This window comes from Cypionkella sp. (assembly GCF_030652235.1).
Classification (GTDB): domain Bacteria; phylum Pseudomonadota; class Alphaproteobacteria; order Rhodobacterales; family Rhodobacteraceae; genus Cypionkella.
In genome coordinates, this window is sequence record NZ_JAUSBA010000003.1 from 50,869 (window position 1) to 69,097 (window position 18,229).

The following is an 18,229-nucleotide window of genomic DNA, read 5'->3' on the forward strand; positions in this document are numbered from 1 at the left end:
GCGTTAAGCCGCAATTTGTGCTATGCGTGCCGCTATTTTTGCAAGGTGGCGGGTGCGGCTGGCGGGAGTGCTGGCGTCTATGGCGGAATGGGCGAGCCAGAGGGTTTTGCAACGCGGGTTGGTGCAGATGCGCAAGGACAGCAGGAATTGTCGGCGACCGGGGGCGGCGAGCAGGAGGTTGTGGTGCAGGCTTGTCGCGCCAAGGCTGGTGAGCACGCCCAGCAGGCGGATGTTCGGCAGGCCGGGGCGCAGGGTTTTGCCGTCGACATGGAAGGCTACGCCGGGGCGCAAGCAGCGGTCGAGCCAGCCTTTCAGGATCGCGGGCGGGCCGCTCCACCAGGTTGGGTGGGTGAAGATCAGGCCCTCGGCCCATTGCAGAGCTTCGATATGGGGGGAAAGGGTTTCGTCGGTCGCATCGGGGTCGGGGTAGCTGAGCCATTCGTCTTGGCGCAAGCTCGGCTGGAAGTGTTCGGCGTAGAGGTCGATCAGGCGGGTTTCGTGGCCGTGGGTTTTGGCGGCTGCGATGGCGGTATCGCGGGCGGCGGCGGTGAAGCTGTCCGGGTGCGGGTGGGCGTGGACGAACAGCAGGCGCATCAGGCGGGTTGGCCGCGTTGGCTTTGCGCCAGTTTCAGCAGGGTATGCGCGGTGATCGCCACCAAAATGACGCTGCCACCGATCAGGGTTTTCAGGCCGGGATTCTCGCCGATGAACAGCCAGACCAACACAGGCCCCGCGATGATTTCCAGCATGGTGATCATCGAGACCTCGGCGGCTGGCAGATAACGCGGGCCGATTTGCAGCAGCGCGCAGCCTCCGGCCAGAATGACGCCGCCGGATATGCAGATCAGCGCGATCTGCTGCAGATCCAGCGGAGCCATGGGCGCGAAGGGATAGGCGATCACAGAGGTGAGCAGGTACCCCAGCGCGATAGAGGGCATCAGATTGCCCGAGGGGGCCATGCGGATCACCACATAATAAGCGGCGATGACGACGGCATTGGCCAGAGCGAACAGATCGCCTGACAGATGGCCGCCGCCCAAGCTGCCCGCGCCGATGATGCCGACGCCCGCGAAGACGGCAAGGATCGCGCTCCATGTCGGGGTGTCAATGCGCTCGCGCAGGATCGCCCATGACATCAGGGCGGCGATGAACGGGGCGGTGGCGAGGATCAGCAGGGCGTTGGCGGCAGAGGTTTGGCCCAAGGAGGCAAGGAAGAACACCGAGCCTATGCCTTGCAGAAAGATCATGCACAGCGAGGGCCAGCGCAGCAGGTCGCGCCAATGCGGCAGGCTGGCGCGACCGAAGATCGCCAGACCTGCAAAGGTGGTAACAGCGGCGGCGATGCCACGCCAGACCGCGATGGTCATGGTGTCGGTGTCGATGAGCCGCACCACCAGCGCGTCGGGAAAGAAGAATAACGCTCCCAGCAGGGTGACAGCAAAGCCATAGGCTTGCGGGTTGCGGGCGGACAGGGGCAGGCGGGCGGTGGTCATAGGCGTCTCCTCTGCCGGTGGTTATAGGGGATTGGCGGGCCGGGGGAAGGTCTGGGGGCGACAGGAGAAGGGGTGGATTTGGGGGGGATTGTCGCAATCCTCGCCACTGCTTTAAGCTGATCTGACCAAAGTTGTCCTATGTTGTGGATGTTGCTGTCACACCAGCAAAAAAATCGTTGACAACAGTTTGGGTTTTGCGCGGGTCTGCAAGGCCATAAAAATGACTGTGAGCAGACGTCTAAAACAGTATTTTGGTATTGCAAAAATTCCATATTCTGATGTTTTATAAGAGTCTTTGGGAGATGTATTATATTGGAAATCTTGTTGATTTTGGTGGTACTTGCCGGTGTTGCGGCTTTTGTTTGTTTTAGCAAACGCAGATCAGAATGGCATGACAAGGTAAACCAGCCAGCTTCTTACGATGCTATAGAGGCAGAGCGTCGCTCTTTTGAGATCCCGATAACACTGATTCTACCCAGGGAGTTTGTTGTAAAAGGATCAGCCTATGTGAGGGATGGTGACAGCCTAATTATAAACAAAATTCAGATTCGTCTTTTCGGTATTGATGCGCCAGAACTGAACCACCCATATGGAAAAAAGCGCCAAGTGGGCTCTTGTTTCGTTGTGTAAAGGAAAGACAATTCAAGCCCAGATCATTGGACAAGATGCCCACGGACGCAATGTTGCAAAATGCTATCTGCAAGATGGCACAGACCTATCCGCTGAAATGGTAAAGCTTGGTTTGGCGATTGATTGGCCAAAATTCTCGGGCGGTGTATATGGCGCGCTGGAACTGCCTGGTATCCGCAAAAAACTATGGCTGGCTGACGCGCGTCAAAATGGTCGAATGCATGTCTGGAAGCAGTTCGAGGCCCAGCAAAATAGTAATGCCTCCCAATAAGAGCATCGGCAAACCGAGTTGCGCCTGTGTGGTCGTCTATTTGGCTTGTCCAGATTTTTTGTCTTCTTCTTGCCCGGAATCAACTGCGAAGCCCGCCGGGCCGCGCCCGCCCTCCCGCCGGGAGGGCGCGATTGCCGATGGTGCCAGCAGAAGGTCGGGGGGGGGGCGGAGATAAGGTGTGTAGAAGTATTGTTGGTGCGTCCTCCCGAGGTCGGGCGCGGCCCTCTGTTGCGCAGGCGCTGAGGCCCCGGATCAAGTCAGGGGCGGCGTTGGGGTGGGGAATAAACTGCGTAGAGCCTCAGTTCTGCTCGGTTCACGACTGGCGAAAATTTGTGGCAGGGGGTGGCTCGGTTTGCGATTGCACTCTTGAAGCGGGCAGCGGCAGGGGTCATGTAGAGGTGCCGAGTTCTGCCTGTGATGCGGGACGCCTAGCTTTAAGGATCAGCCATGCCTGTTTATCGTTCCAGAACCACCACTCACGGCCGCAATATGGCGGGGGCGCGCGGGCTTTGGCGGGCGACTGGGATGAAGGATGGCGATTTCGGCAAGCCGATCATTGCGATTGTGAACTCGTTTACCCAGTTTGTCCCCGGTCATGTGCATCTGAAAGATCTGGGTCAGATGGTAGCGCGTGAGATCGAAAAGGCCGGCGGTGTGGCGAAGGAATTCAACACCATTGCGGTGGATGATGGCATTGCGATGGGGCATGACGGGATGCTGTATTCGCTGCCCTCGCGCGAGTTGATCGCGGACAGCGTCGAATATATGGTCAACGCGCATTGCGCGGATGCGATGGTGTGTATTTCCAACTGCGACAAGATCACGCCGGGGATGCTGATGGCGGCGATGCGGCTGAACATTCCGGTGGTGTTTGTGTCGGGCGGGCCGATGGAAGCGGGCAAAGTGGTGATCGACGGCAAGGAACTGGCGCTCGATCTGGTCGATGCGATGGTTTCGGCGGCGGACGAGTCGGTGTCGGATGAGGATCTGGCGAAGATTGAGGCGGCAGCTTGCCCGACTTGCGGGTCGTGCAGTGGCATGTTCACCGCCAATTCGATGAACTGTCTGACCGAGGCTTTGGGGCTGTCATTGCCGGGCAATGGCTCGACTTTGGCCACCCATTCGGCGCGGCAGGGGCTGTTTCTTCAGGCGGGCCGCGTGATCGTCGATATCACCAAGCGGCATTATGAGGGCAATGAAAAGGGGCTTTTGCCGCGCGATATTGCCAGCAAGGGCGCGTTTGAGAATGCGATGACGCTGGATATTGCGATGGGGGGATCGACCAACACCGTGCTGCATATTCTGGCTGCGGCGCATGAGGGTGGCGTCGATTTCACCATGAGCGATATTGATGCTTTGTCTCGCAGGGTGCCGGTGTTGTGCAAGGTGGCCCCGGCCAAGCAGGACGTTCACATGGAGGATGTGCATCGCGCGGGCGGGATCATGGCGATCTTGGGTCAGTTGGATGCGGCGGGGCTGTTGAACCGCGATTGCCCGACGGTGCATGCGCCGACCTTGGGCGCGGCGATTGACCATTGGGACATTTCGCGCAGCAATCATCCCGAAGTGCGCGAGTTGTTCTTGGCGGCGCCGGGTGGCGTGCCGACACAGGTGGCGTTCAGTCAGAGCCGGAAATGGACGGAGCTGGATACCGATCGCGAGAAGGGGGTTATTCGCTCGGCGAAGACTCCGTTCTCGAAGGATGGCGGCTTGGCTGTGCTGTCGGGGAACATTGCGCCAGAGGGCTGTATTGTGAAGACGGCTGGGGTGGACGATTCCATTCTGGTGTTTGCAGGCCCGGCGCGGGTGTTCGAGTCGCAGAACGCCGCTGTCGAAGCGATTTTGTCGAACTGGATCAAGGAAGGCGATGTGCTGGTGATCCGCTATGAGGGGCCGAAAGGCGGGCCGGGGATGCAGGAGATGCTGTATCCGACCTCGTATCTGAAATCGAAGGGGCTTGGCAAAGCCTGTGCACTGCTGACCGATGGGCGGTTTTCGGGCGGGACTTCGGGCCTGTCGATTGGGCATGTCTCGCCCGAGGCGGCTTCGGGCGGCTTGATTGGCTTGGTGGAAGAAGGCGACCGGATTGAGATCAACATCCCGGCGCGGACGATTCATCTGGCGGTGTCTGAAGCTGATCTGGCGGCGCGGCGGGCGGCGCAGGATGCCAAGGGTTGGAAGCCTGTGAAGCCACGGGCGCGCAAGATCAGTCAGGCACTGCGGGCTTATGGGTTGTTTGCGACCTCGGCGGCGACTGGGGCTGTGCGGCGGTTGCCGGGCGAATAGCGGCAGTTTGCTGCATGGGAGCGCCGGGGGTTTCACACCCCCGGACCCCCGTGGAGTATTTGGGCCAAGATGAAAGCAAATTTTAGATAAGTTTTAGGGGTTTAGCGTGGCTGAACCCGCGGCTACGGCGCGAGCGCTTGTTTCAGGAAGCTTTGCGGCGGGGTGCCGAATTCGGCGCGGAAAGCGGCGGTGAAGGCGCTGGGGCTGCGGTAGCCCAAGGCATAGGCGATGGTAGCGCTGCTTTGACCGAGGGTCAGCCGCTCGATGGCAAGCAGAAGGCGTTGGCGGGCGCGCCATTGGCGGTAGCTCAGGCCGGTTTCCTGCCGGAACAGACGCTCTAAAGTGCGCGGGCTGGCGGCCGTGCTGCGGGCAAGGTCAGGCAGCGGTCTGGGATCATCGGGATGGTTGATCAGGTGGCGGGTCAGACGCACGAGGCGGGGGTCATGGCCGCCGGGCAGATGTAGCGGCGCTTCGGGCAGGGCTTCAATCTCATCGGCGATCACGGCGGTTAGGCGCAGCAGGCGGGGCGGGAAGGCTTCGGTGGTGTCTTCGCTGTGCAGCCGCAGGATCAACGCGCGCATCAGCGGGGTGAGGGTCAGGACGGCGCAGGTCTGGTTGGCGCTGCGCAGCGGCAGTGCGGGGTCGATGTAGAGGTTGCGGATATTGGTTTCGGTATCCGATTGCACATGATGTGGCACGTCGCCGGGGATCCAGACGGCGTGGCTGGGCGGCACGATCCATGTGGCCTCGGCGGCAGTGATACGCAACACGCCTTGCGCGGCCCAGAGCAGTTGCGCGCGGGGATGGTGGTGCGGCGCGATGCTGCCCGCTGGGCGCAGGCTGCGGCCATAGGCCAAGATCGGGCGACCAGGGTCGCGCAGGAAGCCCGTGATGCTGGGCGCGTGGTTTGGCGTATCAGCGATATGTTCTGGCATTATGGTGGTCTAACACAGTGTGACGGCTTCGGCTAGGGTGGTTGCATGAGCAATGTGGGGCGGGCGATGCAGCGGGTTGGATTTTTGGTGAAACTTGGGTTGGTGGCGAGCTTGGTGGTGGTGGCGCTGGGGTTGGCGCTGCTGCCGCCTGCGGGATTAACCGCACAGCAAGCGCGGATTTTGGCGGTGGTGCTGGTGACGCTGGGGTTTTGGGCCAGTGGTTTGGTGCCGAATTACTATGCCAGTCTGATCTTGTTTGCGGTGGTGTTGGTGTTTGGGCTGGCTTCGGCGGATCTGGTGTTTGCGGGGTTTGGCTCGACTGCGGTGTGGCTGATCATTTCGGGTTTTGTGATTGGGGCGGCGATCAGTGCTTCGGGGTTGGGGGCGGTGCTGGCGCGGGTGTTGGGGGCCTTGTTGGACGGCAGTTATGCCCGGATGATCTTTGGGCTGACGCTGGTGGCGATGCTGCTCGGCTTCATCATGCCGTCGTCGGTGGGGCGCGCGGTGGTACTGGTGCCGATTGGCATGGCTTTGGCGGCAAGGGCGGGGTTTGCGCCGGGATCAAATGGGCGGATTGGTATTGCCGTGGTGCTGGCGATTGCCTGCAACATGCCGAGCTTTGCGATTTTGCCCGCGAACATCCCGAACATGGTGCTGTCGGGCGCGGCAGAGACGATTTACGGCGCGCATTTTGGCTATACGGCCTATCTCTGGCTGCACTACCCGGTGTTGGGGGTGGTGAAATCGGCGCTGACCGCTTGGATGGTGCTGCGGATGTTTCCGGCTGAGGTGGCCCCGCATGTGGTGGAACCTGCGGCGGCTTTGGCCCCGGCCAACAGATCGGCGCAAGTGCGGGTGGCGGCGGTGTTGCTGGTGACGCTGGGGCTGTGGATGACGGATTGGGTGCATGGGGTGAATGCGGCTTGGGTGGGGCTTGCTGCGGCGGTGGTGTTGCTGAGCCCCGGTTTTGGCGTGGTGTCGACGGTGGCGTTCAAGGCTGCGGTGGATTTCGGGTTGCTGCTGTTTGTGGCGGGGGCGCTGGCGGTGGGGGCTTTGGTCAACAGCTCGGGTCTTGGCGCACTGATCGGGCAGGGCTTGCAAAGCATATTGCCGCTGCATCCGGGTGGGACGGCGGTGAATTTCGCCTCGTTGTCGCTGATGTCGATGCTGACGGGGCTGGTGACGACGGTGCCGAGCGTGCCTTCGGTGCTGACCCCGATGGCGCAGGATCTGGCTGCGGCGAGCGGGTTTAGCTTGCAGGCGGTGTTGATGACGCAGGTGGTGGGGTTCTCAACGGTGCTGCTGCCGTATCAGGTGGCACCCTTGGTGGTGGCGATGCAGCTTTCGGGCGAAAAACTGGGGGCTTTGGCGCGGGTGTTGTGGCGTTTGGCGGTGGTGACATTGGTGGTGCTGCTGCCGCTGGATTATCTGTGGTGGCGGGTGCTGGGCTGGATTTGATCACTCATCCGGCAGGTTTTCGCGCAGCACCAGTTGCAGGCGGGGCGGGATGTCGGTGTAGGGCTGACCGCGCGCGGCGGCGGTCAGTAGGTTGAGGCCTCGCGTGCCTCAACACGGGGGTTCTGGTCGATGACTGCATCGACCGTGCCGTCGACCGTGCCATCGAGCAGGAAGGCTTTGTTGCTTTCGGTGGCCTCGTGGCAGACGAACACCACGTGATGTTCAAGGGCGCGCGTGCGCAGCTCGGTGGCGTTGCCCGAGGTGCCGCCGCCGCCGACCTTGTAGATCGCAGCAAGATCGGGGTGTTGATTGAGAAGCACGCTGGTTTCAGTCATCGCGCGCTGGCGGTCGTCCATAATCTCGCGCAGTTCCAAGATTTGCATGCGCGGGAATTCTTCGCGCAGGATGTGGCGGAAGCCCATCTCGCGTTCCTCATGGCCCCGGTAAGCCAGCGAACCTGCGAACAAAGCGGCTTTGGCGGGTTGGTTGGCGGGCAGCAGGCAGCCCATCAACTGACCCGCAAGACGCCCGGCTTGGCGGTTGTGGATGCCGGCATAGGCGAGGCGGGGGACGCTTTGGATCTCGGTGGCGAGGGTCAGCACTTGGGGGACGCTTTGGGCAAGGGTGCGGATGGCTTCACGCACCAGCGGATGGTCTTGCGCGATCAGGCCGATGCCTGCGGCTTGGTCTTTGAGTGCCAAGAGGTGGGCGGCGACGGTTTGCGGGTTAAAGCCTTCGATGCGTTCGATTTTGACGCCGAGAGCGGGGCGGGTGGCGGCCTGGGTTTCGATCTGCTGGTGCAGCGCATTGATGAAGGCGTTGGTGCCAGCGGGCAGAAGGAAAGCCAGCTGGATGGTGGCTGGGTTCTGGGCAGGTCTGTCTGGCGCACCCGTGTCCGAGATATAGCCCAGGCGCCGCGCGGTCTGCAAAACCACCTCGCGCGTGCGCGCCCGCACACCGTCGCGGTCGTTCAGCACCCGGTCCACCGTGGCAGATGAGACACTCGACCGATCTGCGCAATCAGGGCTGGGGCTATAGCAACTGGTATCAGCGCTTTACCTCGATGGCCTCGCCGAACCAGTTCTTGTTCGGCGATGATGGTGTGCCGCTGATCAATTCCAAAAATGGCTTGGCGGCGACCCAAGGATATATCGACAGCCTGTCGCACCACTCGCCGATGCGATCAGCTGGGGCTGGCCCGAGCACTATGGCAACTTCGCGTCCGGCGGCGCGGCGATGACTTGCGCGTGTTCCAACCTGCCGAAGTTCTTGGATAATGCGGGCAATACCGGATCTACCGTGACGGGCAAAATCGGCTCGATGCTGCTGCCGGGGACGGAAATGGATGGCAAGATCGTCCGCCGTTCGGTGCTGTGGTTCAGCTTGACGGGGATGGTGTCGTCGCAGTCGGAATACCCGGAAGTGGCGTATCTGTTGCTGCAATGGCTGGGCTCGGCGCGGATTTATGCGTGGATAACGGCCAATCCGGGCGGCTATTTTGACCCGTTCAGCTTGAACGATTTTGCCGATCCGTTAGAGCGCGAAACCTATCACGCCTACCATATGGATGTGGTGCGCGCGACGGTGGCGCGCACGGTGCCGTCGATCAACTGTCCGGGGGCGACGGCGTTCCACAATGCGCTGGATGAGAACCTGATGGCGTCGTTGACCGGGGCCAAGACGGCGGCGCAGGCGATGGCGAATACGGCGGACGCTTGGGCGAAGATCACCCGGCGGACGGGTGAGGAGAAGATAATCGCAACCATCAACGCCAACAAGGCGGCTTGGCCGACAGTGCTTGATCCGGCTTAAGTCTCTCCCGCTTTAACCCGGATTTCGGTCGACGCGGACCCTGCGCGCCGACCAACCTTCTTAATTTCTGGACTAAAAATGACCCGCTCGCTGGCCTTTGAAATGTTTCGATATACGATGATTCTGCTGGCGGTGGCCGTCACGCTGATCCCGATCCTGTGGATCGCCTCGATGGCGTTCAAACCGATCCCGGAATGGCAAGCGACCGGGGCGGAGCTGACATGGTGGCCGAAAGCGCCGACCTTGGACAATTTCCGCTTTGTGTTTGGCGTCAGCAATTCTGATCTGATCGTGGCTTTGGACCGCACGGTGCTCAAACCGATTTTGGCGTCGTTCCTGTCTGCTGGCATCGGCACCGTGATCGCGATGACGGCGGGGACGGCGGCGGCTTATGGGCTGTCGCGCTTCGGCTCGGGTGGCAATCTGCCGTTGGCGCTGGTGCGGCTGTTTCCACCGATGGCGGTGACGACCCCGGTGATGATCATGTGGGCGTTTTTCAACATGACCGATACCTGGTGGGGGCTGGCGCTGGTGTATGGGATTGTCACTTTGCCGCTCGCATCCTGGCTGATGAAAACGTTTTTTGACGATATGGCTAGGGAAATTGAGGAAGCGGCTTTGGTGGAAGGCTGCAGCCGTACCCGTGTGTTCTGGCGGATCACTTTGCCGATGATGCGCGCGCCTTTGGCCTCGGCGGTTTTGTTCGTGTTCATCCTGAATTGGTCGGATTATCTGACCGCTTTGCTTTTGACGACGCGGGAATGGGTGACGATTTCGGTTTATATGGCCTCGCTTTCGTCGTCGATGACCGGGCAGCTTTATGGCGCGAAGGTCGCGCTGGGGTTGATGGCGGCGGTGCCGCCCGTGGTGTTGGGCGTGTTGATCCAGAAGCATCTGGTGCGTGGATTGACGTTTGGAGCGTTGAAGCAATGAAGGACGAATCCGCACGTTTGGTCTTCCGGCTGACCTTGCCTGCGCAGGTGCTGTTCATCTCGGTGTTTCCGCTGCTGATACAGGCCTATATTTCGCTGACCGATTGGTCGCCGTTGTCGGGGCAAAGCTGGCCGCAAGCCTGGCAGTTCTGGAATAGCTTTGCCAATTACAGCGACCTGCTGGGCGATGGTCGGTTGTGGGCGGCACTGGGGCGCACCGCGTTTGTGATGGCTGTTTGCGTGCCGATTGAGTTCATGTTGGGCTTAGGTTTGGCGACCCTTTTCATGGATGATTTCCGCGGCAAGCGGGTGTTTTATTCTATCCTGCTGATGCCGATGATGGTGGTGCCTGCGGTTGCTGACTATATGTTTTTCATGTTGTTCCAGTCCGGCGGGCCGGTGAGTGACATCTTGTCGCTGTTCACAGGCAGCCTGGTGACGATTGCCTGGCTGTCCGCTCGAACCTTGCGTTGGTCGCGGTGATGGTCTGTGTCTGGGCCTTGAGGCCTATGGCGCGGGTGCGGGCATGAGCATGATCCGGCTGGAACATCTGGTGAAACGCTTTGGCACCTTTACCGCGCTGAAGACGATGGATCTGACGATTGCGGATGGGGAATTCGTGGCGCTGCTGGGGCCTTCGGGCTGCGGGAAATCCACCACGATGAACATGATCGCCGGGGTGGAGGTGCCATCCGAGGGGCGCATTCTGTTTGGGAACCGCGATATGGCGGGGGTGCCGATGGGGCGGCGCGGCGTGGGGTGATGCGGACCGAGTTGAAAGGGCTGCAACGCAGTTTCAAGCAGACCGTGGTTTATGTGACGCACGATCAGTTGGAAGCGATGGCGATGGCCGATCGGATTGCGGTGATGGACCATGGCGTGTTGCAGCAGGTGGGGACTCCGCTGCAGATTTATAACGATCCGGCGAATTTGTTTGTGGCGCGGTTTATTGGTTCACCGGGGATGAACTTGTTGCACGGGCGTCCGACAGAGGTGGCGGCGAGATGGCGATTGATCCGGGGGCTTTGCGGCATTCGCTGCCTTTGGCACCGGAGCAGGTGGCGGCGGCGCGTAGGACTAAGGGCGATGTGGTATTTGGGTTTCGGCCAGAGCAGGCGGCTCGGGTTGGTGAGGGGCAGGGCATGACCATGCCGATCAGCTTTGTGGAGCGCATCGGGGCGCGGCGAGCGCCAAGACGGTGTTTGAAAATGACGCCGGGTTTGAGATGGAGCGGGCGTTGCACTTCGCGCCGCATCCGACTGCGGTGCGGTTGTTTGATGCCGCTTCGGGCGCTGCTTTGAGGGGGCAATAACATGGCCGAGGTTGCCTTTCGCAATGTGACCAAGCGCTATGGGGCCACTTTGGCGGTGGATGATGCCAGTGTCACCGTGGCGGACAATGAATTCTTCTGCTTTTTCGGGCCGCCTTTGTCGGGGAAAAGCACGATTTTGCGGCTGATTTTGGGATTGGAGAAGCCCGACAGCGGTGAGATTTTGATTGACGACCGCGCGGTCAACGAGGTGTCTGCCGCCGCGCGCAATATCGCGATGGTGTTTCAGAATTTGGCCCTGTTCCCGCATATGACGGCGGCGGATACTGTGCGGTTTCCGTTGGTGGAACGGCGGGAGGCTCCGGCGAAGATTGAGGCGCGGTTAAGGGATGTGGCGGAGAAGCTGCATATCGGCCATATCCTGCACAAGATGCTGGGGCAGCTTTCAGGCGGCGAGCGGCAGCGGGTGGCGATTGCGCGGGCTTTGGTGCGCGATCCTGCAGCCTATCTGATGGATGATCCGATCTCGGCTTTGGACGCGCGGTTACGCGAGGAAGCCCGGGTGGCGCTGAAGCGCATCCAGCGCGAGGCAGGGCGGATGCTGATCTATGTGACGCATGATCAGGAGAAAGCCCATGTCAGTGGCGGACCGGATGGCCATTTCGGAAGATGGCGCGATCCGGCAGATTGGCCGCCCGGTGGAAATTTATGACCATCCGGCGACGACCTATATGGCGCGGTTTCTGGACAACCCGATCATGAATATCTTGCCGGTGCAGGCGACGAACGCGGGGTTTGAGACGGCGGCGGGGGCTTTGCAGGTGGTCGTTGGGGCTCAGGCGGGCGTGGTCGATATGGGGCTGCGGCCCGAGGATTTGCGGGTATCGGCTTGGGAAGGTGGCGCGGACGTGCCTGCGCCGGTGTCCGAGGTGGAGCCGCTCGGTGGCTATACCGTGGTGACTTTGACCGCTGGCACGCAGCCGTTACGGGCAATGCTGAGCGGGCAGACGGATATTCGGGTGGGGGCGCTGGTGGGTCTGGGCTGTGATCCAGAGCGGGTGATGTATTTCGGGGCTGGTGGTGAGGCGTTGCCTAAATCCGCGCAGCCCCATCCTTGGGAGGGGGCAGGATATGAGCGACGTGTTGGGGTTTCAGCCCGATCCGGTGGTGCGAACCAATGATCTGGTGATCGGCTGCATAGGCGCTGGCATGATCATGGCGGAGTGCCATTTGGCGGCTTACCATGACGCGGGGTTCAAGGTGGGGGCGATTGCCAGCCGGACCGGAAGCAAGGCCGCTGCGGTGGCAGAGCGCTGGGGCATTGCCAAGGTTCATGCGACGCCTGAGGCGCTGATTTATGCCGCGCTGAAGCAGCCGCATATCAAGGCGATTTGGCGCAAAAGCCGCTGGCGCTGACTCTGGCCGATGCGATTGCCTTGCGCGATGCGGCGGCGCAACCAGGCAAGGTGCTCTGTGTCAATCAGAACATGCGCTACGACCAGTCGATGCGGGTGCTGAAACAGATTATTGATCGCGGCGATCTGGGCGAGATCGTGTTTGCGCAGATCGACATGCTCGCGATCCCGCATTGGCAGGGGTTTTTGGCCGATTATGACCGCCTGACGCTGGCGAATATGTCGGTGCATCACTTGGATGTTTTGCGCTTTCTGTTTGGCGAGCCTGTGTAAATCACTACCCAAACTCGGCGCGACCCACGCACGACGTTTGAACATTCGGACGGGATCACGGTTTCGACCTTGCGGTTTGAGTCCGGCGTGCTGGCGGTGAGCCTAGAGGATGTGTGGTCAGGCCGCGCGCCGAGGGTTATGAGAATGACCAGAGCATCACCTTTCGGGTGGAGGGCACCGCAGGGGTCGCCAAGGGCTCGATTGGCTGGCCGACGGGGGCGGCTTCGACGCTGACCTATGCCTCGCAAACCGCAACGGGCGGCAAATGGGTCAGCCCGACTTGGGATACCATGTGGTTCCCGCAGGCTTTCATCGGCGTGATGGAGCAGCTGCAGCATGCGGTGAAAACCGGCACGCCCCCGGCCTTGTCGGTGGCCGATAACGTCAAGACGGTTGCGTTGATTGAAGCGGGCTACCGCTCCATCGCCGAAGCGCGCACCGTCAAATTGTCTGAAATTTCAACGAGATGAGGGAGGAACTTCACCACGATGCAACTGAGTATTTTTTCGGGATATTTCCCGTATGGCTTGGAAGAGTCGGCTAAGAAAATCCGCAGCCACGGCTTTAACACCGTGCAGTTGGACCCGCATTTCAAGGACATTGATCTGAGCCACGGCAATCTGACGGCGGCGAACTGCAAAAAAAGTGCGCGATACGTTTCGCGCGCATGATCTGCCGATCAGTTGTATCTTGGGCTATACCAACATCATTCACCCCGATATGGCGCACCGCAAGGCGAATGTGGACCGTCTGAAAGACAGCATCCGCAACGCGCGGGCCTTGGGGACGCCTTATGTGATCTCGGAAACCGGGACGTATAACACCGAGGAAGGCTTTGAGGCTTGCCGCAAGATCATCGCGGAACTGGCGCAGGAAGCCTATGACCACGGCGCGATGGTCCTGCTGGAAACCTATGTGAACAACGTCGGCTCGGTTGAGGAAACCGTGTAGATGTTCGCGCAGGTCGATCATCCGGGGCTGGGGCTGCTGATGGACCCGTCCAACTACTTCGAATCGAACAACATTGATCCCATGGACGGGATTTTGCATCAGGTGTTCGACACCTTATCGGACAAGATCAAGATTGCGCACGCCAAGGATGTGGCGCGGGCGGGGGATGATAAGTCCGAGAAGCACGCGGATATTGGTGATGATGATGCTTTGGCTTCGCATACGTTCCGGGGAGTTGGGGAAATCGTGCTGAACGCGGCGGGGACGGGGTCTTTGAACCACAATCTTACCTGCAACTTTTGGCGAAAAAGCATCCGAACATTCCGATCATTGTCGAGCATTTGGATGAAGCCGATGTGCCGCGCTGTGGCGCGCCGCCCGAATTTGCAGGAGGCCGGGACCGTGCCGCAGCTTTTCGGGACATCAATGACGCGGCAGGATATTGCCGCGCGGGCAGGCGCTTTGTCGCAATTTGCAGGTGTGAGGCTGGTGACGCCGCGCGACGGCGTGGAGCGTGGGTTGCAGATGCTGGAGTTTCGCACCGGATCAGGCTTGCGTTTCTCGGTGCTGGTGGATCGGGCGATGGATTTGGCCGAGGTTGAACATCAGGGCCGGGCGATTGGCTGGCATGCGGCGGCGGGGTTTCGGCATCCGGGGCTGCATGATGCGGAAGGCGAGGGCGGTTTTGGCTGGGCGCGCAGTTTCTCGGGGTTTCTGGTGACCTGAGGGTTGGATCATATTTTGGGGCCAGAGGTGGTTTCGACCGAAAGCTACAACTATCCGGGGCGCAAGACGGCCAGCCACGGGCTGCACGGGCGAGTGTCTGCGATGCCCGCGCGGCTGACGGGGTATGGCGAACGGTGGGAGGGCGACGCTTGCGTGCTGTGGGCCGAGGGGGTGGTGTCTCAGGCCACGGTGTTTGGTGAAAATCTGGTGCTCTATCGCCGGATTGGGGCCGATGTCGGCGGCGATGAAATCCGGCTCTCGGACCGTGTGGTGAATGAGGGGTTCCTCAAAATGCCGCATATGATGTTCCACCATATCAACGTCGGTCATCCGGTGTTGGAGCAGGGTGCGCGGTATCTGGCACCCATTCGTGATGTGATTTGGGCGGCGCATGAAGCGCGGTATCAGGCGCAGGGCGTGGGGTATAAAAGCGCACCAGCCCCGAGCGATGGCTTTGCCGAGCAGGTTTGGCAGCATGAGATGGCGGCCAATGCGGCAGGAGAGGTGCCTGTCGCTTTGGTCAATGATCGCATCGGCTTAGGCATTGAAGTTACCACGCAGAAAGAGCAATTTCCCTGTGCCTATCAGTGGCAATACTATCAGTCCGGCGCTTATGTGATGGGGATAGAGCCCTCGACGCATCATGTGTTGGGCAACCAAGCCGCGCGCGATCGGGGCGAGATGATCTGGCTGGGGCCGCAGGAGGCCCGCCAGTATCAGACCCGGTTCACGGTGCTGGATGGTGCGGCGCAGATTGCCAAATGCGAGACCGCCATTCGCGCAAATGCGGCGCAACCTGACGGTGATTTTCCCACGCCCTCTGGCCAGTTTCCGCGCTTAAGCGGTCGCTGAGGGCTAAAGACGAAGGACCATGTCATGAGTGTTTTCACCCGCATTTACGCCCCGCGCGACTATAGCTTGACCGGGGAAAGCCGTGCACATGCCGAGGCTGTCGGACTGGCCTCGGCGGAATGGTATCACTCGGACGTGCCGCGCAAAGAGCTGAAGGCGTTGATGCAACGCCGCCGCCTATGTCGAGATGACTCGGGCATTGCTGCGGCAGCGAAGTGATCCGACGCATTATCACCGCAAGGCGCTGCCAGCCAGGGCGCGGCCTTACCGCGACGAGTTCCACGACATTGAAGTTGCCAGAGAAGGGGTCTGACATGGCCTGGATTGATGCCTGCGGTGTGGATGACATCGACGCAGAAGACTGGATCCGGTTTGATCACGGTGGCGGAACCTATGCGATCTATCACGCGCCGGATGGCACGTTTCACGCGACAGATGGGCTTTGCACGCATGAAGATGTGCATCTTTGCAATGGCTTGGTCGATGGTGACACGATTGAATGTCCAAAGCACAACGGGCGCTTCAGTTATCGCACGGGGGCAGCTTTGCGGGCTCCGGTTTGTGTCGATCTGAAGCGGTATCCGGTGCGGGTGGTGGGCGACCGTGTAGAAATTGAATTGGGATAGAACCATGCGCAAGAAGCCAACGGTTGCCGATCTGCGGGCGAAAAAGGGCAAGGGGCGGCTGACCATGCTGCGGCTGTTCACGCTGGAGGAGGCGGCTGCGGCAGAGCAGGCGGGGATTGATGTGGTGTCGGTGCCGTCGGAACTGATGACGCACCCGGATTATCGCCGCGTTGCGCCCAGCCTGTTTTCGATGACCGGGGTGGATCACCGCTTGGCGGGCACGCGCGAGGGTTATCTGCGGTTTTCAGGGCAGATGTTGAATGGCGGTGCGGATGCGATTTATTGCTCGGGTAGTCTGGCGACGGTGAGGTTTCTGGCGGATGAGCATATTCCGGTGGTGGGGCATGTCGGCCTTGTGCCGTCGCGCAACACGTGGACCGGGGGTTTAAAGCGGTTGGCAAGACGGCGGATGCGGCTGTGGCGTTGCTGGCCGCAGTGCAGGCCTATGAGGCGGCAGGCGCTTTCGCGGTGGAGATTGAGGTGGTGCCGGTTGAGGTCGCCACCGAGGTCAGCCGTCGCGTAGATATCCTGCTGTGGTCAATGGGGGCGGGCTGCGACGTGCAATATCTGTTTTCCAAGGATATCCTTGGCGAAAACCGGGGCCATCTGCCGCGTCATGCCAAGGTGTATCGCAACTTTGCGGCTGAATTTGACCGCCTGCAACAAGAGCGGATCGCGGCCTACCGCGAGTTCATCGCCGATGTGGTCTCGGGCACCTACTCCGAGCCGCAGCATGTGGTGGCGATGAAACCCGATGAGATGGCGGCATTCCTGCGCAAGATCGCCTGATCACATATCCCGATAGCGCGCTGGATCGCCGCGTGTAGATGCGCCTGACCTGCCACTTCGGCGGCACCTGCGTCGCGGCGGGCGTCCGACGTAATGCGGATCGGCTGGTTGGCGGCGGAATGGGGCGTGCCGATTTCGCTGGGCAATAGTTCTGTGCCGGTCGGCGTGCATATGGCCTGCGCTTTGCCAGTGGCCGCCACGGCGCAGCCTGCTTTCGCCACTGAATTGACGGTGTGGGACTGGAAATCCGGCGATCCGCTGGCGACCTCCTGTTGCCAGCAGCCGAAAATCCCGGCGGCGAGGGGGATTGGCCAGTCACAACGGGTATCTCAATCGCGGGCTTCGGGCCGACAGTTTTCTTCAGGTTCAGGAAGGCCATCGCCTTACCCACGAAGATGCTGCGCCTTGCAACGAACGACTGCTTCAGTGAGGCGGCACCACTGCGGCGGCGCACTGCCCGTTGCATTGCCGATAAGGCCCGGGCACAATCATCACCGGTAAGGTCGGCGCAAAGGGGCGGAAAGTCGTCATTTAACCATCCTTTGCAGAATAGACGATCCGGAGCGCAGTCTACGTTTTAGGTGTAGAGATCGAGGTTTAGCTGCCCTAAAAATCACCAAAGCTCGGCCACGACATCCCCTAGCGCGCGCATCGCAGCTGACATGCCGTGCGCGCGGGTGACGACCTGAATGCAGGTGCTGGGTAATTCTGGAAGGTTTGGATGCTGCAAGACTCTAAGGTCCGACGGCACCGTTCCGGCAGCCATGACGGTCATCGCAAGGCCGGCCGCTACGGCTGCATGGATGACCTGACCGCTGGCGCTGATCAGGGCTAGGCGGTGCGGCGCGCCTTTTATGTTCAACTGTCGCTCGGCCGCGCTCCGAAAGGCGCATCCCTCTGGGAAGAATGCGACAGGCCAAGGGCTATCGAAAGGTAGCAAAAAATGCGGAGCAGCCACCCAGTGCAGGGATGGTTCTGCCAACTTTCTTGCTGTCGGAATCGGGGTCATCAAAGTCACCACCGCCATATCCAGCGACCGAGCATCGACTTGTTGGCACAGCTGGCGGCTTAACCCGGTGACAACGGAAAGCTCAACCGACGGCAGCCTGTGCTGCAAAACACGCAACAACTGCGGTAACATCGGCAGCACATAGTCCTCGGCAATGCCCAGCCGAACGCTGCCTTCCACCTGTCCTCGCCGCGCAAAACCTACAAACCCGTCATGGGCATCGACGACCTGCTGGGCTTGGGGCACAAGGTCTTTGCCGGATGGCGTGAGTAAAACATCGTGATAGTTGCGCTGAAAGAGCGGCAGCCCGATCAGCCCCTCAAGCTGGCCAATGCGCTGCGACATGGTCGCCTGCGCGCAGCCCAAACGTGCCGCCGCCCGAGAAAAGCTGCGTTCGGCAGCCACGGTCAGGAATGATCGCAGAAGTTTTGTATCGATATCGGTCATCACACTATTGGATATTCAAATACCAAGGATAGGTAAATGTCGTTTTACCAATCG

At 60.6% G+C, this 18,229-nt stretch carries 23 protein-coding genes and 2 pseudogenes; 20 read left to right on the plus strand and 5 right to left on the minus strand.

Annotated elements, in window-relative coordinates:
- Positions 1-3: 3 nt before the first annotated feature.
- Together Q7V03_RS00615 and Q7V03_RS00620 are read right to left on the minus strand one after the other, a co-directional pair.
- Entirely contained in the window at positions 4-594 is a 591-nt protein-coding gene (locus Q7V03_RS00615) for an NAD(P)H-dependent oxidoreductase (RefSeq protein ID WP_304923677.1), read from the minus strand.
- On the minus strand, positions 594-1,493 hold the full coding sequence (locus Q7V03_RS00620) for a DMT family transporter (protein ID WP_304923678.1): 900 nt from the start codon (positions 1,491-1,493) through the stop codon (positions 594-596). Before Q7V03_RS00620 ends, Q7V03_RS00615 begins: the two co-directional genes overlap by 1 nt.
- A gap of 589 nt (positions 1,494-2,082) precedes the next feature.
- On the opposite strand from Q7V03_RS00620, the gene Q7V03_RS00625 reads away from it, so the two are divergent.
- Both Q7V03_RS00625 and ilvD read left to right on the plus strand, forming a co-directional pair.
- Positions 2,083-2,394, plus strand: a complete 312-nt coding sequence (locus Q7V03_RS00625; protein ID WP_304923679.1) for a thermonuclease family protein — start codon at positions 2,083-2,085, stop codon at positions 2,392-2,394.
- A 447-nt stretch (positions 2,395-2,841) separates the two neighbouring features.
- Entirely contained in the window at positions 2,842-4,680 is a 1,839-nt protein-coding gene (ilvD, locus tag Q7V03_RS00630) for a dihydroxy-acid dehydratase (RefSeq protein WP_304923680.1), read from the plus strand.
- Between the two features lie 122 nt (positions 4,681-4,802).
- On the opposite strand, the gene Q7V03_RS00635 is transcribed toward ilvD, so the two are convergent.
- Positions 4,803-5,615, minus strand: coding sequence for a helix-turn-helix domain-containing protein (locus Q7V03_RS00635; RefSeq protein WP_304923681.1), 813 nt, complete (start codon positions 5,613-5,615; stop codon positions 4,803-4,805).
- A 45-nt stretch (positions 5,616-5,660) separates the two neighbouring features.
- On the opposite strand from Q7V03_RS00635, the gene Q7V03_RS00640 reads away from it, so the two are divergent.
- On the plus strand, positions 5,661-7,073 hold the full coding sequence (locus Q7V03_RS00640) for an SLC13 family permease (protein WP_304923682.1): 1,413 nt from the start codon (positions 5,661-5,663) through the stop codon (positions 7,071-7,073).
- 83 nt (positions 7,074-7,156) lie between these two features.
- Here the strand turns inward: Q7V03_RS00640 and Q7V03_RS00645 are convergent, their stop codons facing one another.
- Positions 7,157-8,050 (minus strand): LacI family DNA-binding transcriptional regulator, encoded by an 894-nt coding sequence (locus Q7V03_RS00645; protein WP_304923683.1) that lies wholly within the window; start codon positions 8,048-8,050, stop codon positions 7,157-7,159.
- 17 nt (positions 8,051-8,067) lie between these two features.
- Between Q7V03_RS00645 and Q7V03_RS00650 the strand changes: the two genes are divergently transcribed.
- The 17 genes and pseudogenes from Q7V03_RS00650 (at position 8,068) to Q7V03_RS00730 (ending at position 16,719) form a co-directional block, all read left to right on the plus strand.
- Entirely contained in the window at positions 8,068-8,313 is a 246-nt protein-coding gene (locus Q7V03_RS00650; RefSeq protein WP_304923684.1) for a hypothetical protein, read from the plus strand.
- Positions 8,310-8,885 (plus strand): hypothetical protein, encoded by a 576-nt coding sequence (locus Q7V03_RS00655; protein ID WP_304923685.1) that lies wholly within the window; start codon positions 8,310-8,312, stop codon positions 8,883-8,885. The genes Q7V03_RS00650 and Q7V03_RS00655 overlap by 4 nt, the downstream gene beginning before the upstream one ends.
- Positions 8,886-8,963: 78 nt before the next feature.
- Positions 8,964-9,818: a carbohydrate ABC transporter permease gene (locus Q7V03_RS00660; protein ID WP_304923686.1), complete on the plus strand. Its 855-nt coding sequence runs from the start codon at positions 8,964-8,966 to the stop codon at positions 9,816-9,818.
- Entirely contained in the window at positions 9,815-10,300 is a 486-nt protein-coding gene (locus tag Q7V03_RS00665) for a carbohydrate ABC transporter permease (protein ID WP_304923687.1), read from the plus strand. Before Q7V03_RS00660 ends, Q7V03_RS00665 begins: the two co-directional genes overlap by 4 nt.
- A 43-nt stretch (positions 10,301-10,343) precedes the next feature.
- A complete protein-coding gene (locus Q7V03_RS00670; protein ID WP_304923688.1) occupies positions 10,344-10,580 on the plus strand; it encodes an ATP-binding cassette domain-containing protein in 237 nt (78 codons plus the stop codon).
- Positions 10,580-10,963: a hypothetical protein gene (locus tag Q7V03_RS00675; protein ID WP_304923689.1), complete on the plus strand. Its 384-nt coding sequence runs from the start codon at positions 10,580-10,582 to the stop codon at positions 10,961-10,963. The genes Q7V03_RS00670 and Q7V03_RS00675 overlap by 1 nt, the downstream gene beginning before the upstream one ends.
- Positions 10,964-11,130: 167 nt before the next feature.
- Positions 11,131-11,799 (plus strand): ABC transporter ATP-binding protein, encoded by a 669-nt coding sequence (locus Q7V03_RS00680; protein ID WP_304923690.1) that lies wholly within the window; start codon positions 11,131-11,133, stop codon positions 11,797-11,799.
- Positions 11,741-12,268: a TOBE domain-containing protein gene (locus Q7V03_RS00685; protein WP_304923691.1), complete on the plus strand. Its 528-nt coding sequence runs from the start codon at positions 11,741-11,743 to the stop codon at positions 12,266-12,268. The genes Q7V03_RS00680 and Q7V03_RS00685 overlap by 59 nt, the downstream gene beginning before the upstream one ends.
- Positions 12,219-12,503, plus strand: coding sequence for a hypothetical protein (locus Q7V03_RS00690; RefSeq protein ID WP_304923692.1), 285 nt, complete (start codon positions 12,219-12,221; stop codon positions 12,501-12,503). Before Q7V03_RS00685 ends, Q7V03_RS00690 begins: the two co-directional genes overlap by 50 nt.
- On the plus strand, positions 12,479-12,775 hold the full coding sequence (locus Q7V03_RS00695; protein WP_304923693.1) for a Gfo/Idh/MocA family protein: 297 nt from the start codon (positions 12,479-12,481) through the stop codon (positions 12,773-12,775). The genes Q7V03_RS00690 and Q7V03_RS00695 overlap by 25 nt, the downstream gene beginning before the upstream one ends.
- Before the next feature lie 113 nt (positions 12,776-12,888).
- Positions 12,889-13,245 carry a hypothetical protein gene (locus Q7V03_RS00700; RefSeq protein WP_304923694.1) on the plus strand — a complete coding sequence of 119 codons (357 nt, stop codon included), beginning with the start codon at positions 12,889-12,891 and terminating at the stop codon, positions 13,243-13,245.
- Between the two features lie 18 nt (positions 13,246-13,263).
- Complete coding sequence (locus tag Q7V03_RS00705; RefSeq protein ID WP_304923695.1) at positions 13,264-13,446, plus strand: hypothetical protein; 183 nt, start codon at positions 13,264-13,266, stop codon at positions 13,444-13,446.
- Positions 13,421-13,726 carry a sugar phosphate isomerase/epimerase gene (locus tag Q7V03_RS00710; protein WP_304923696.1) on the plus strand — a complete coding sequence of 102 codons (306 nt, stop codon included), beginning with the start codon at positions 13,421-13,423 and terminating at the stop codon, positions 13,724-13,726. Before Q7V03_RS00705 ends, Q7V03_RS00710 begins: the two co-directional genes overlap by 26 nt.
- A 426-nt stretch (positions 13,727-14,152) precedes the next feature.
- Positions 14,153-15,304 (plus strand): annotated as a pseudogene (locus Q7V03_RS00715) (aldose 1-epimerase family protein).
- Positions 15,305-15,328: 24 nt separating this feature from the next.
- Positions 15,329-15,523, plus strand: coding sequence for a hypothetical protein (locus Q7V03_RS00720; RefSeq protein ID WP_304923697.1), 195 nt, complete (start codon positions 15,329-15,331; stop codon positions 15,521-15,523).
- A gap of 95 nt (positions 15,524-15,618) precedes the next feature.
- Positions 15,619-15,930, plus strand: coding sequence for a MocE family 2Fe-2S type ferredoxin (locus tag Q7V03_RS00725; RefSeq protein ID WP_304923698.1), 312 nt, complete (start codon positions 15,619-15,621; stop codon positions 15,928-15,930).
- Positions 15,931-16,183: 253 nt separating this feature from the next.
- Positions 16,184-16,719, plus strand: a pseudogene (locus Q7V03_RS00730) (3-methyl-2-oxobutanoate hydroxymethyltransferase).
- Between the two features lie 613 nt (positions 16,720-17,332).
- Here the strand turns inward: Q7V03_RS00730 and Q7V03_RS00735 are convergent.
- The gene (locus Q7V03_RS00735; protein WP_304923699.1) at positions 17,333-18,175 is read right to left on the minus strand and encodes a LysR family transcriptional regulator; all 843 of its coding nucleotides are present in this window, start codon (positions 18,173-18,175) and stop codon (positions 17,333-17,335) included.
- Positions 18,176-18,229 lie beyond the last annotated feature (54 nt).